The sequence below is a fragment of the Segatella copri genome (assembly GCF_019127135.1).
GTDB lineage: Bacteria > Bacteroidota > Bacteroidia > Bacteroidales > Bacteroidaceae > Prevotella.
Genome location: NZ_JAHOEA010000068.1, coordinates 1 through 15252 on the forward strand (window position 1 = coordinate 1; position 15252 = coordinate 15252).

At 46.3% G+C, this 15252-nt stretch carries 11 protein-coding genes and 1 tRNA gene; 1 reads left to right on the forward strand and 11 read right to left on the reverse strand.

Going from position 1 to position 15252, the window contains the following annotated elements:
* Positions 1–281: hypothetical protein (locus KSW37_RS13485; RefSeq protein WP_217314890.1), on the forward strand; the 281-nt coding region annotated here is incomplete at its 5' end.
* Positions 282–297: 16 nt separating this feature from the next.
* Here the strand turns inward: KSW37_RS13485 and glmM are convergent.
* From glmM to KSW37_RS13540, 11 genes are all read right to left on the reverse strand, one after another.
* Positions 298–1689: a phosphoglucosamine mutase gene (gene glmM, locus KSW37_RS13490; protein WP_217314891.1), complete on the reverse strand. Its 1392-nt coding sequence runs from the start codon at positions 1687–1689 to the stop codon at positions 298–300.
* Between the two features lie 24 nt (positions 1690–1713).
* On the reverse strand, positions 1714–2409 hold the full coding sequence (locus tag KSW37_RS13495) for a DUF4827 domain-containing protein (protein ID WP_217314892.1): 696 nt from the start codon (positions 2407–2409) through the stop codon (positions 1714–1716).
* Between the two features lie 163 nt (positions 2410–2572).
* On the reverse strand, positions 2573–3607 hold the full coding sequence (locus KSW37_RS13500) for a DHH family phosphoesterase (RefSeq protein WP_437183134.1): 1035 nt from the start codon (positions 3605–3607) through the stop codon (positions 2573–2575).
* A 15-nt stretch (positions 3608–3622) separates the two neighbouring features.
* A complete protein-coding gene (locus KSW37_RS13505) occupies positions 3623–4534 on the reverse strand; it encodes a nucleotidyltransferase (RefSeq protein WP_022120329.1) in 912 nt (303 codons plus the stop codon).
* Between the two features lie 187 nt (positions 4535–4721).
* A complete protein-coding gene (locus KSW37_RS13510) occupies positions 4722–7127 on the reverse strand; it encodes a BamA/TamA family outer membrane protein (protein ID WP_217743498.1) in 2406 nt (801 codons plus the stop codon).
* Entirely contained in the window at positions 7127–11887 is a 4761-nt protein-coding gene (locus tag KSW37_RS13515) for a translocation/assembly module TamB domain-containing protein (protein ID WP_217743499.1), read from the reverse strand. The genes KSW37_RS13510 and KSW37_RS13515 overlap by 1 nt, the downstream gene beginning before the upstream one ends.
* A gap of 18 nt (positions 11888–11905) precedes the next feature.
* A complete protein-coding gene (locus tag KSW37_RS13520) occupies positions 11906–12574 on the reverse strand; it encodes an RluA family pseudouridine synthase (RefSeq protein WP_022120326.1) in 669 nt (222 codons plus the stop codon).
* Positions 12575–12603: 29 nt separating this feature from the next.
* A complete protein-coding gene (gene fabG / locus KSW37_RS13525; protein ID WP_217314897.1) occupies positions 12604–13362 on the reverse strand; it encodes a 3-oxoacyl-[acyl-carrier-protein] reductase in 759 nt (252 codons plus the stop codon).
* Between the two features lie 55 nt (positions 13363–13417).
* Entirely contained in the window at positions 13418–14014 is a 597-nt protein-coding gene (locus KSW37_RS13530; protein ID WP_006847902.1) for a TetR/AcrR family transcriptional regulator, read from the reverse strand.
* A 160-nt stretch (positions 14015–14174) separates the two neighbouring features.
* Positions 14175–14247, reverse strand: a tRNA-Met gene (locus KSW37_RS13535).
* Positions 14248–14447: 200 nt separating this feature from the next.
* Positions 14448–14888 (reverse strand): lytic transglycosylase domain-containing protein, encoded by a 441-nt coding sequence (locus tag KSW37_RS13540; RefSeq protein ID WP_217314898.1) that lies wholly within the window; start codon positions 14886–14888, stop codon positions 14448–14450.
* Between the last annotated feature and the right edge of the window lie 364 nt (positions 14889–15252).

Genomic DNA, 15252 nt, shown 5'->3' on the forward strand with positions numbered 1-15252 from the left:
GCAAAGGTAAGAAATTTTACGATAAAGGGCAAGGTATAAACGCGGAGCCGCTTACTACTCTATCACCTAAGTTGTTGATAGAAAGAAAGTTTTCTGAGTTTTTGTGTCTTTTATGTAAAGATTCAGAAAAATTGGTTCATTTTGGTTCATTTAACAAAATTCGTTTTTGTACATTTACGTGTGTTACAGGACTAGGGCGTATGGAGCTTACTTGCGAAAGTTCAGTAGATTATAAAAAAAGAGATGAAGCAAAATCTACGTTGCTTCATCTCTTTTTATAATCTATTATTCTGTATCTTACTGCATATCGTAAACCACCTGCATGAGTTTCTTGCCCAGCTCATCAGCCTGCTCCATGGTAGAAGCCTCGCTATATACACGGATGATAGGCTCGGTATTACTCTTGCGGAGGTGAACCCACTTGTCAGGGAAATCGAGCTTGACGCCATCGATATCTGTTACGTTGACATCCTTCTCCTTACCATACATCTCCTTTACCTTGACGAGAATTGCATCTACATCGGTAGATGGAGTGAGGTCAATGCGGTTCTTGGCGATGAAATAGTTAGGGAAGCTGGCACGGAGTTCGCTCACCTTGCAGCCTTTGTGAGCCAGACTGCTCAAGAAGAGGGCGATACCAACGAGGGCATCACGACCATAATGGCTCTCTGGATAGATGACTCCACCATTGCCTTCACCACCGATGACTGCGTGAACATCCTTCATCTTGGTAGTAACATTCACCTCGCCTACAGCAGCTGCGGTGTACTTGCCACCATGCTTCTCGGTAACATCGCGGAGGGCACGGGTAGATGAAAGGTTGCTGACTGTATTGCCAGGAGTCTTGCCCAATACGTAATCGGCTACGCTGACCAGGGTATACTCCTCGCCAAACATCTTGCCATCTTCGCAGATGAAAGCCAGACGGTCAACATCCGGGTCAACAACAATACCCATATCGTAGCCACCCTTCTTCAACTCATCCATGATACCACCGAGGTTCTTCTCCAATGGCTCCGGATTATGAGCGAAGTCGCCTGTAGGCTCACCATTGAGGAAAGTATATGCTACCCCGAGCGCATCGAGCAACTCAGGAAGAATAACGCCACCAACAGAGTTGATGGAATCTACACAAACCTTGAAATGAGCATTTCTGATAGCCTCTACATCAACGAGCTTCAAAGCAAGTACTGAGTCGATATGGCGCTTGTTGAATGTATTGTCTTCTGTATATTTACCGAGATGATCCACATCCGCATATTCGAAGTCTTCCTTCTCAGCGATGCCCAGCACCTCGTTACCATTAGCTGCAGTAAGGAACTCACCCTTCTCGTTGAGGAGTTTGAGGGCATTCCACTGGCGTGGGTTGTGAGAAGCAGTGATGATGATACCGCCGGCTGCACCACTCATGGTAACAGCAAGTTCGGTGGTAGGAGTAGTAGCCAGACCGATGTTCAACACATCGTAGCCCATACCCATGAGGGTTCCACAAACCACATTCTTTACCATCTCGCCAGAGATGCGTGCATCACGGCCTACAACGATGGTATTACTCTTAGAAGCACCGCTACGGCGAATGAAGGTAGCGTATGCTGAAGTGAATTTTACGATATCGAGCGGATTCAATGTATCGCCCGCTGGACCGCCGATAGTACCGCGGATACCAGAAATAGATTTAATCAGTGTCATAAATATATCTTTTTCTGTTTATATTTATCTTCCTCTCTGCAGGGTCATGTCGTAAACACATGCCTGTACACTGCCCGATGCCGATGTGGTACCGTAAGAATGAGGTACGAGCAGGCGGACATGAGCTATGCGGTCATCATCAGTCTTTGGTCTGCCTATCTTAACCCAGGAGAACGGGATGAGCCAACCGCTAGGTACGGTAGAACTTAAACCAGAATAGCTGGAATTATAGGTAAGAGCCATCAGACTGGCTTTAGGATCAACGAAAGAACCGGTGAAAGTACCGGAAGTATTGGTAACGCTCATCTTATCTACATAAAAGGAATAAGCAGGAACTTTGTTTGAAAGCGTGAGACACTTATCGCTCATTTCTGCAGCATACGAAAGGTTATACTCATCAAAACGGACCAGCACATCTGCCGTTTCGCCCTTCCTGATATAATCGCCACATCCCTGGTCAATCACCTGCATATAGATACCGTTACTGTTGAAAAGTACCCATTCGTTGTTGTTCTTTGCTGTATCTGTCAACCTTTGATTATTATTCCAACGTCTGGTGAACTCATCCTCAGAGATGACCTTAATATTTTCCTTACGCAAGAAGGAGCTGATAGAATCGAGCTCTCTGTCGCGCATATCCTTATAAGTCTCACTATCATTGCATGCGGCAAATGATAAAACAGCCGCGAAAGCAATCATTGCAAACAAAAATTTCTTCATTCTTCTTTTTAAAATCTGATTTATTGGGCAAAGGTACAAAAAAGATAAGACAACACCGAGAGGAATAGGTTGATTTTATTATTATTTATCACTTATTATCATCCTATTGCCTCAAAACGGGGTTGTTTTCTGCCTTTTTCGTCATTTCTGAGGAAAAAAGCGGTTACTTCAGCATATCGGCGTATGCCAGGATAGCCTTCAGTGCAATCTGCTCTGCCTCCTGCATGCTGCAAAGCAATTTGCCGCCGGAAGCATTGCGATGACCGCCACCATTGAAGAACTCGGCTGCCATCTTATTGCATGGGAAATCGTCTACCGAACGGAGACTTACCAATATGCGATTGTCGATATCCGTATCTTCACGAAGAGAAATGGAGAGTTTGTGGCCCTTGATGGTAAGAGGCACGTTCACCAATCCTTCCAGATCGCCCTTGATAAAGTCATACTTCTTCAACTCTTTACGGGTCACGGTATAGAAACTAGCATGAAGTCCCTCTACTACCTGCAGCTTTTCATTCATCAGATAGCCACGGAACCGGACTGCCGGAATGCGGGCATTATTGAAGACATTGCGGTAAATCTTATCCTTGTCGATGTTCTTGGTAAGCAGCAGACAGATGATGTAATAGATATAAGGCTGGGTAGAATTGTAAGTGAAACCACCCGTATCGGTCATCATACCGCAATAAATGCAGGTAGCCCAGGTCTGATCCATCTGTGGGAAACCTCCCAACTGCCAGACTACACGGAATACCAGGTCGCTGGCACTGCTGGCATGTGGCTGCGAAACCAGCAGCTTAGCCTCAAGGTTAGGAGCCAGATGGTGGTCGATGATGACACGCTGAGTCTTGCAACCCAACAATACATGATCCATCTCATCAAGACGTCCCTCACTGCTAAAGTCAACACAGCATATCAGGTCGGCTTCATCGAAAGCCTGCTGCACCAGCTCAGGCTGTCTGTCATATCGGAGGATACCGGCAGCTCCAGGCAACCAGGAAATAGAATCCGGCACCATATCCGGCACACAAATGTCAACTTTCTTGCCCAAAGAGCGAAGATAACCAGCCCATCCCAATGAAGAGCCGATGGCATCACCGTCTGGCGACTTATGTGCACAGACGACAATACGATGAGAAGCCGCTATCGTCTCTCGGAGAATAGCGGCTTCCTGATCTGTCAATATATTAATGTTTATATCCATCTCATTAAATTAGAAGAGTTTGTTTGGATAAACACCCTCGTCGATAAGATGCTGGATCTTGTCAACAACACTCTGGCGGTCGGCAGCATAAGTTACACCAAACCACTTGCTGGTAGTATCGAGCACCTTAACAGTAGCTGTACCCTCATTGATGAGCTTGTTGACCATCAATGGGATGAAGAATTCAGCCTTCTTGTTTTCCATATTCTTAGGATCGCTCAAGAACTCCTTGAAGTACTCCTCGCTGTGCTGGAAGTAATCAGGTGTGAAGCCCCAAACATTCATGGAAACAGGAGTATTGTCGCCAACAGCAACCCACTCGCCCTGCTCATCCTTGTAAGATACCTTACCATCGATACGCATAATCTCGGTACGCTCTACACAGGTAGTGAGGTTCTCATCAGCATCCTTAGAGCAGATGCCACGAGCTACGGTACCATTCTCGCTCAAGGTGTTACCCACACGGAAACCAACCATGGCATAACGGTTCTTGCTGCCCTCTGGAAGTTCAGAGAGGAACTTGCCGATTACCATGAAGCAATCGCGGTTGTAGAAGTCATCGCAGTTGATTACGCAGAAAGGCTCCTTGATGATATCCTTTGCCATCAGAACAGCATGGTTTGTCCCCCATGGCTTCTCACGACCTTCTGGTACAGAGAATCCCTCTGGGAGATCATCCAATGCCTGGAAGCAAAGTTCTGCAGGAATATGACCCTCATACTTTGAAAGAATCTTCTCACGGAACTGATCTTCGAAGTCCTTGCGGATAACGAATACGATCTTTCCAAAACCAGCCTGAATAGCATCATAGATGCTGTAGTCCATGATAGTCTCACCATTAGGACCCAGACCATCAAGCTGTTTCAAACCACCATAACGGCTACCCATACCGGCAGCCAGAAGCAATAACGTAGGTTTCATTTTGTTTATAATTTTATTTATTAATAGTTGATAGTTATTTATAAAATAACGATGCAAAAGTAACAAAAAAAATGCAGTTAACCGCACGTTTTCCTACTTTTTTTTGATTCATGTCATTTTTTGTCCCTTTATACGCTATCTGTAACACATATCAGACTTATTTCCGGACGCATCTCCCAGGCTAAACCTAGAAAGGATAACCCACAGCGAAATGCAGACTCTGGGCATCCTTGAACCGACGGATGTTGTAGATGCCACTCTTGCCGGTATCGTAAGGAACATGCAGACCGATACCCCAGTCGACACGTATTACAAACATACCCATATCATAACGCACACCGACACCGGTGCCTACCGCCAGCTGCCCGAAGAACTTGCCTACATCAAACTTGCCGAGCGGACTGTACTCATGGTTACGCAAGGTCCACACATTACCTGCATCCAGGAAAAGGGCTCCATAGAGATCGCCCCAAACCTTCTGACGGTATTCCAGGTTCATCAGATACTTGATGTCGCCCGTCTGGTCGATATACGAATACTTGCTGTTGGTAGGCTGGTACCTGCCCGGTCCGATACTCCGCACATTAAAGGCACGCACACTGTTGGCACCACCGATATAGAACTGCTCATAATAAGGAGCATTCTCGGCATTGCCATAACTCCAGATAATGCCGGCATTGACATGTCCCACCAGCGTACCATCCTGGGTGATGCGCCAATACTTCACGAAATCAGTCTCCAGTTTCAGGAACTGTGCAAACGGATTCTTGAACATCTTCTTGTCTTTCTCGTTCCATCCCTTTCCGGCTGCCATATAACCAAGCGACAGGATATTGGCTGCCTCGCTGATGGTGGTTGACCAGGTGATAGGATGGCGGTAACGGCGCGGACTGCGATAAGTATAGGTGTAACTCATCTTCGGCACAAACTGGTCGCGCATCGATATCTGGAGATAAGGATGCAGGGCGAGAATGCTGTCGAAAGCGGCTGTACGGCTGTTCATAAATTCATAAGAGAGAATCAGCGGACTGAAGGAATGCTGATGCTGGTAAGAGGTTGACCAGGCATAGGTCAACTCGCCCGATGCCACATGACGCCGGAAGTAGCTGGCTCTGTTCAGTACATTCATCGAAGCCTTGATGGTAGTAGTTGGCACACCCCGATATTTGGTAGGCATGTGTCCGGCACGGTATCTGCGCTCATTCTGCTCCATCGTCCTAAACATATTCCAAGGCGTGATGATGCGAGGAAACTCTACAGATACATCCGAACCGTATTCATAGGAATTGATGCGGGTTGAACCACCGCCAGCCTTACTGATGGTTTGCCACTCATGCGAACCATGCAGGTTGACAGAAAGTTTCTCACCTCCATGAAAAGCATTGCGCTTGGTAAGACCCACTACCAGCTCCGGTCCTACTCTACCGGTTGTTTTGCCACGGGCATTTGCCTCGACATAGAAATCGTATGGCTTGTCGAATACCAGGTCGATATTGGCATCCAAGGTATCACGATATACTACATGGCCCAGACTGTCGAGGGTTTGCACCGAACGGGGGGTAAACAGGATGCTGGAATAGCTGAAGAGTCCCATCTCCTGGAGTCCGGTCTTGGCACGTTCCTCGGTACGAACCCGATACAATTCGCGGGGACGCAGGCGCAAGCTCTGCAAAACGATACCCGGACGTATCGGCATCTTTCTTCCGTTATAATGGAAACTCAGATAGCTGCGTACAAAGGAATCCTTCAACTCCTCCATATACTGCTTTCTGAAATTAACATGAATCTTTCCGATATACCACTGTCGGGTAGCCTTATCGTCTACGCTGTCTGCCATCATCAGCCGCAACTGCACCTTACCGGGCACATTCACGGTATCGGCAAGATAAGAAGCATAACTGTTCTGATAGAAATAATAGCCCCTGTTGCGGAAGAGACGGGTGATACGCTGACGTTCCGATTCCATGTTGGAGACATTGAAAGGACTCCCCTTCCGGATGAGCGCCTTGTTCATGGAGGAATCTATGAGCTGCCTGCCCTGGGCAGGGAAGTTGAGATAAGTCATCGAATCGAGCGTCCAGAGATGGCCGAAGTCTACATGATAGGCAACCTTCGCCTTCTTCGGATTGCTCTGTGTCAGTACATCATAAGTCACCTTACCGTTAAAATAGCCATATTTATCGAGCTGATGCTCAGCTACCTGTGCACGGAGTTGCGGGTTCACATTTGCCATCAGCTTAGGCTTGGAACCGAACACCTTGGTTATCCACTTGGGTATTGCTCCATGCGACTGGGAGAAAGCATTCCATATCCACAGGCGCACAGGGAACGGTGTGCGGTAATAGCTGCTTCCGAACAAAGCACCGTTCGGAGCCGAAGCCAGGGCATACTCCATCTCGGTGATGGTAGAATCGGCATAGGCACCCTTCTCGTAGTTCTTATACTCGATAGGTACCAGACCCGTAAACAGCTGCTCGTCTTCTTTCAGCGCACTGGTTGAAGAGCAACCCGTGATGAGCTGCCCCGACAACATCAGCAATGCTGCCACATATATAATAAGGTATAACCTGTTCTGCTGTTTCATATCGATCATTACTTTTCGTTAAGTTTCAATGGGTCAAAGTCCTTTGTTCTGGCTTTCTCCATCGTATCCTTCTTTTCGTTCGTACTCTTCTTCACCGCAGGATTCTTCTCCATTGGGGCTGCAGGAATCTGCTGCTTATCGGTCTTGAACCGGAAGATATCCTTGAAATGCTGCAGTTTTCTCTGCCACTTGAAACCGATACCATACTCACCTATCAAGCCTTCGAGCCAATCGTAGGTATTGCTGTTGTAGAAGGCACGGATATACTGGCTCGCACCTTCGTTGAGACGGTACTGCAATTCGATATTGTTGAAGAATACATCATCATTATTGGCTGCATTCTCCATTTCTGCACCGGTAGAAACCTTGCCGCCCACACTGAAACTCAAACGGTTGTTGAAGAAGCGCTTGGCAAACTTAAAGTTGTAATCGGTGTGCATGGCACCTGCTGCATTGGTAGAGTTATCCACCGACATACCGACATCCACACCCACAGAACGCATCGCTGAACCTGCAATATTATTGATCTCAGAGTTGAGGAAAGAGGTCAGGGCACTGTTCATGGAGAACGAATTGGTATTGCCGTTGGCAAGATACATGCCCGAAGCCAGCATCGTAATGGCTATCTTACCACGCTCTTCAACACTCATCGTGTTCAGTTCATCCTGCAAGGTGGCATCATTTGGTGAGGAAATGATAAACTGGATGCCTGGCTGATTCAGGGTCTTAGAGAGTTTTACGCCACAAATGAAATCAACCGAGCGACCGGTTCCCTGTCCCTCGTTTACCGTTGTCCTGACATTCTCTGTTGCCGTGATGTTCAGGGTCGGGTTGAACGGATCGCCGTTAAACTCGATATAGCTGCCGTCCTGGATATCAAACGTCTTGAGCGGAATGACAGGCAACGAATATTTCATCTTACCATTGTTCAGGGTATACTTGCCCGTGATGCCGATGCCATCAACCGAATTGTAAGTCATCGTCAGATCACCACCGCCCATCAGGTCGATGTAGTTGGTCTGGTCGGCATTCAATGCACAGAGGATATGAGCCGACTCGTCTATCGACATGCCCAACATCATGCTCAATCCTTCCAGTGCCGGACGCTCGACAACGACAGGCTTGCCACTCTTGAAATTCGTAAACTTCACCAGTTCATCGAGCTGCGTATCAGTAGTCAGTTCTGATTCTTTCAGCACATACGTCATATCCGTATTGCCGAGCACATCCAGTTTACCCTGCATCTTCAGATTGCTTACCGGTCCGCGCATCGCACCATAGAAGTTGACATACGCCTTGCCGAAAGCCTCGGAACGGGCATTCTCCTTGGCATCAATCAGCAGGAAGTTCTGTGCTCTCATCCGGATATCGAGCATCATCTTCTCTATATTCGTAAAGTCGAGACTGCCCTGGATATTGAGCGGACTCTCATTGTTGGCATACATCATGAAGTTTTCGAAGAGCAACTTGCTGCCGATGATACGGACCGGATCGTTGGCAAAACGCATCGTGATGCCATAAGGCACACTGACGAGATAAGCCGAATCCAGATATACTTCGCCCTCTACATCCAACTGGCTCAAGGCTCCCTTCAAACTCAGTTTACCTTCGCCATATCCCTTCAGACCCATAATCTGGTCAGGAACAAAACCATTGACAAAATGCAGAGGCAACTTCTCCATGCCCACTTCGGCATCGAGATAACCGCTTCCTTCAGACCTGTAAATACCCTTCACGGTAGCCACTTCTTCACCCTCATAATTGAGGATACCATCTACATAATGAGAGCCATCGCTCTTTGGCATGTAAACGAATTCAGTACCGACATCTCCCATCGGACACTTTTCGTAAACCAAATTGTCGATGTTCAGATTAGAAGAAACCGAGAATTCATCCTTGGTCTGGATAATATGGAAGTCGCCGTCAAGAATACCCGAGATGTCCGGCATATAAGGAATCACGCTGAGCACTTTATCCAGATTAAACTGGCTCATGCTGACCGTAAGATCCTGCAGCGCTTCTTCGTTTTCATCATTGCTGTATATGCGGATACCCATGCCGTTGGCTGCCTGCAGAATCAGATTGGCAGAAACACGGTCGTCATTGCCCAACATCAGATAGTTGTCATCGTTGGCAGTAAACTTCTTGTAACCCAGGACAGGATGGGTATCGATGAGCGAAATCTTCACGCCGTTTTCCAGCAGCAGTGCCTCCAGCCCCACATCTACACCCAATCTGTTTTTGGCATCATAGATGCGGGCATCGATATTGGAACCCTTCTCCTGCAGTTCGCCCTCTACCTGTGCCCGGAACACATACTGAGGATTATGCTTGTTGTTCTGAACACGGGCTGCATAGCGGATGGTATCGCCCTCAGTCTTCACCAAGGCACGGATTGTATCCAACTGCATGCCACTCGCCACCAGAGAATCGATGTTGAGATAACCATTGACACCCGTTACAGGCGACATGGTCATCTTCATATCCACCGTCTTGAAATCATAACCGCAGTAAGCGATGAAACGGGATATGAAATTGTCCTTTCCTGTGGTAAGATAAACATGACCGAACGGGAACTGGCTGCGAATCTTCACCTGGTCGATATGATGGTTTCTGAGCTGATGAGCCAATTCTTTCTGCAATCCGGCAAAACGGCTCAGCAACTGCTTATAGCCTCCGTGTACATCCATGTTGAGATGGAAGTCGCCACAATCGATGACTGCATGCGTGGTATCTCTGCGGGTAAAGACATCAGCGTCAACACCCACCGGACGGTAATTCTTCTTAGCCGTACGAACCGTAATATCACTCATCGAAGCCATGATGTCATGACTGTCCTTCAGGTCGGACCTGATATCCATGTGACCGCAGAGCGACAGGCGCATCGGTGCCTTCGTTACCTCTAACGAATACAGATTCACATCGCGTACATCTGCCACCAGGGTAGCCTCCAGTTTCTTGGAATTCGTAAGTGCATCAAGGCTGACGAGTCCCGTAAGATACTGGTTCTTGCTGTCGATATCGGCATGCACCTTTCCATTGGCAACGTGAGCCACTGCCAATACATGATCCAGTTTGTATTTGCCATACTGAATCTGGTTTACCTGTGCCTTAGCCTGCAATCGGGTACGAGGAGAGAAGAAATCTGTTCCCACACCCTTCGCCTCCAATGAGCCGGTGAAAGAATGCAAATCCTGTTTTGGCAGGAAATGCTTTGCCTGGATGTTGTGCGCCTGAATCTTAGCCTGATAAGCCAGACGGTTCATATCAATACTGCCGTCTTTCCGGGTCTTCGCATCTACCTTGGCATCTACCTTCATCCTGCCACGACCTTCGGTAATGGCGAGTCGGGTAGCATATCTGGAGCCGTCTGCCTGAATGTTTCCCCGGATTCCGATACCGGCAGGCACACGTATCTCCTGCATCAGAGAAGGGGCAAGCATGGCGGTAACGAAATCCAGATGATAGGTACGGGCCTCCAAATCTACGTTTGCCTTCAGACGATTCATATCCGTCAGGTTACCCAATTTTCCATCAGCACTCAGTTCGAAGGCTGTAGGCAGCGACAGTTTCAAGCCCGAGAAAGATACCTGCTGCATATTTCCCTTGAACGAACCTTCTATCTTCATCGGATAGAATGGCCATTTCTTCTTCATGGCGCTTGGGAAGGCATCGCCTGCAAAGAGGAACAGGTCTGAACGGTCCAAAGCTCCCTTCAGCTGTGCCATCAACTTGCCAGGTTTCACCTCATCAAAGGCATTCATATCCATATCCACCGTTGCCTGCAACTGGGAGTATGGGGTACGGAGACAAATATCAGGCAACTGCAGTTTCACGGAATCCATCACGAATCTGCCATAGAGCTGGTCTACCTGCAAACCACTTTTCTCCTTAAACTGAGCTTCACGAATCCTGACATCTATCTTTGAATCGCAATAATAGAAAGAGTCTGCCTTCAAAGTCATGGCCGACAGGGCGATATGGTTAAAGTCCATGCCCGATACCGGACGGATATAGTTCTGGTCATAGTTCACCTTGCCCTTTTTCCAGTCAAGATGACCTATCTGATAAAGTCCTTTATAAAGGTCGAGATAGGTAGTCTGCGCCACCGCATCTCCAAAATAAGCATTCACCTGAAGAGTATCTCCAGGCATGTGTAATACGAAATCAGTGTTCTTCAGTTTCAGTTTTTCGATATTCACCTTCCAGAAATTGGTACTAGGCGTAGTATCTGGCGGCACCGTATCGCTCAACTCTACGGAGAGGCGGGCATCAGCCAACAGGGCATGATTCACCCTGACCTTCTCCTTTCCGAGGTCAATGCCATGAGCCTTCAGGCGCAGATTACCTACATTGCCCTTAATTCTTGCTTCGTGAATAAAATTAGTGGTATTCACCTTCATCTGGGTGAAATTGAGTTCATCCACCATGACTTGACTTTCGAAAAGAGGCAACAACTGTACGTCTACCACCATCTTCCAGATGTCGGCAACGGTATCTCTCTTATTTCTTAAAGCCAAGTTTGGGGAATTCTTGAGTGAGTCGATTGGCTGAAGTACCTTTACGCCTTCCACTCCCAGTTTCAGAGGGAAGACAAGGCGTACTTGCTTTACCGAAATATCCATACCCGTCGACTCAGAGGCATAAGCAGCCACTTGCTTTACCGCCCAATTCTGAACAGGAGGCAGATAAAGCAGAATGGATAACAACAAGATGAGCACCAATGGAATCAACACCGTGATTCCTGCCCATTTCGCATACCTCTTCATAAGCATGGACTTTTTGAGTTAGGGTGCAATAGCCCGCCAAAGATTATCATCCGGCAGCGGAGCCTCTGCTACTATTGTTTCTTTAGACACAGGATGAACAAATTCTACTCTGTGTGAAAGGAGAGAAATACTGCCATCTGCATTGCTACGTGGAGAACCGTATTTCAGATCTCCCTTGATAGGACATCCCATCTTGGCAAGCTGGCATCTTATCTGATGATGGCGACCCGTCATCAAGTTCACCTCCAAAAGTGTATAATGGTCTGTATGACCTATCACCTTATACTTCAATATCGCTTTCTTCGAGTTTTTCACCTCATGGTCGTAAGCATAGCTCTTATTCTGCTTTTCATTTCTTACAATCCAATGGGTGAGCGTAGCCTCAGGTTCCTTTGGCATGTTCTTCACAATGGCCCAATAGGTTTTGTGAACTTCGCCATCCCTGAACATATTGTTCAGACGGCTCAATGCCTTAGAAGTCTTGGCAAATACGACCAAACCCGAAACAGGACGGTCAAGGCGATGCACCACACCGAGAAAAACATTTCCCGGCTTGTGATACTTCTCCTTGATGTACTGTTTCACAGTCTCCGAGAGTGGTTCGTCGCCGGTCTTGTCGCCCTGCACGATTTCGCCACTTCTCTTAGAGACTATGATTATATGGTTGTCTTCGTAAACTACCTGCATGTTTTATCAATAAAACGATTGCCGAGAGATTACATGTTCATACCACCGTCGATCTGAATAACCTGACCGCTTACATAGCTAGACAAGTCGGAAGCGAGGAAGAGGCAAACATTTGCGATATCCTCAGTCTGACCACCACGACGCAATGGAATCTTCTTCATCCAGTCCTTGCGGATTTCCTCAGGCAACTGTGCTGTCATTGCTGTCTCGATGAAACCAGGAGCTACAGCATTGGCACGTACGCCCTTAGGACCCAACTCCTGAGCGATAGACTTAGCCAAAGCAATCATACCAGCCTTAGAAGCTGCATAGTTGCACTGACCTGCATTACCATGAACACCTACTACAGAAGCCATGTTGATGATAGAACCACCACGCTGACGAAGCATGACTGGAGAGCAAGCATGAATGAAGTTGAAGGCTGACTTCAAGTTTACATTCAAAACAGCATCCCACTGAGCCTCGCTCATACGGAGCATCAAACCGTCCTTGGTGATACCTGCATTGTTAACCAGGATATCGATAGAACCGAAGTCCTCATGAATCTGCTTAACAGTCTTCTGTGTCTCCTCGAAATCTGCTGCATTACCAGCATAAGCACGACAGGTTACACCAAGAGCCTCAATCTCCTTACGAGTAGCTTCCAAACCGGCAGCCATATCGTCGTTGAGTACGAGGTCTGTAAATGCGATGTTAGCGCCCTCAGAGGCGAACTTCATAGCGACAGCCTTACCGATGCCGCGAGCAGCACCTGTTACAAGGGCTGTTTTACCACTTAATAATCCCATTTCTTTCTTATTTAATTAATTATCAATTAGTTACGAGTTTACTATATTCTTTTATCTAGAGTTTCAAGCCCGACTTTCCCAAAGCACCATAAACCACCTTGGCAACCAGAGGTTTGCTCGACTCCACATTCATGCCATGACCCAGACGTCCATAGATAAACGGAACCTCGAGACCTTTGATACAATAGTGAGTAATATCGGCCACCAGATCGATGTTATCAATATCAAACTCACCGTCTTCTCTTCCTTCGGCATAAATTCTTCTGAGAATCTCTATTTCGTCTTCATCGAAGTTCTTTCTTGCCTTCTCAACCATCCAGATATTCCGGAAGAACTCAGCACGGAGGTTACCGTTTCTTACAACCGTTTCCTTAATCATACTGAGATGAGTGTAGATAAGCTCGATGATTTTATCCTGTGGACGCATCTTGCAATTGGCAACTTCGTCCAACTTATCTGAAAGACGCTCCAACTCTGATTCTATCACAGCGTAATAGACATCCTCTTTCCTACTGAAATAAGTATAGAGCGTACGTCTACCCTTACCAGAAGCTACAGCAATATCATTCATCGTAGTATTTGCTATACCATTCTTGGCAAAGAGTTGTCGTGCGACATCTACCAGTTTTTGTCTTGTTTTGGATACTGACATATTGAAGCCCTTCCTTTTTTATTAATTGCACATAAAAATATTATTGTGCAAAAGTAGCACTTTAATTCGAATTAAACAAATATTTAATGTTAAATTAATAAATTAGGGCACAAAAAAAATCGGATAAGATGTTGTTGACCAACTTCTTACCCGATCATTGTTGCGGCGGCAGGACTCGAACATGCGACCTCCAGGTTATGAGCCTGGCGAGCTACCAACTGCTCCACACCGCGATATAATCAACTCATTTCTGAATTGCGAGTGCAAAGGTACGACTTTTTTCTGACTCCACCAAACAAATTGTCAGAAATCTGCATATATTTAACAGTTATTAAGCAGAATAGCAACAAAACGTACCTAAAAGAGGAGAAAACGAGTAAAAAGCAAGCCCGATTGCTCTTTTTCTGAACAATCGGGCCTTATGAAAAAAGAATTACTTTTTCAAAAGTTTCATTACCTTCTCGAAATATCTTTGAGTACGCTTCTTGCTGTAATGATTACCGCCATTCCATGAACGGATTGCGTGCTCAATACTATTAAGAGGATTGTAGACACTCTGAATCAATAGAAACATTTCTTTAGATTTAGCTACATTATATCTATCAGCCAAAGTGTAGCGCTTCTTCGATTTCTTGCGCTTCAGAATATTATTACATTCTGCTACTAAAATTGGAGTGATCTGCATCACACCGACAGAGTTACCGCTCTTAGCTTTCGGATCACCCTTACTCTCTACCTGAATAATAGCCTCCATCACTGAAGTCCAGTCCATCTCGCTGGTAGAGGATACATTTCCTGATGTTGCAGCCGATGCTGCATGAATTTCTAATGTCAGCATTAACATGCTAACTAATACCATTGCTATTCTCTTCATATTAATTGTTTTATGGAACCTGAAAAGCTGAAATACAACATCAGTGATTTCGCGGTGGCAACTTGTGAGAAAAAGAAAGGCTGCTCACCTCAGTCCCGTTAGATACCTTAATGGATACCTTCTCACACAACAAAAAGCACAAGATACTGGTATCCTTATTCTTATCGTTTGCAAAGATACAAAAAAAAATCGAATTATGCAAGTAATCAGCTGATTATCAGCGCATTTTTACGTAATTAAACACTTAGTAACACTTAGGTTTGATATAAATCAAGCAAAAACAAAAAAGCCCCGACTACTTTCGTAATCGAGGCTCTTGATAAAAGGAGGCGGCTACCTACTCTCCCGCATTGCATTGCAGTAC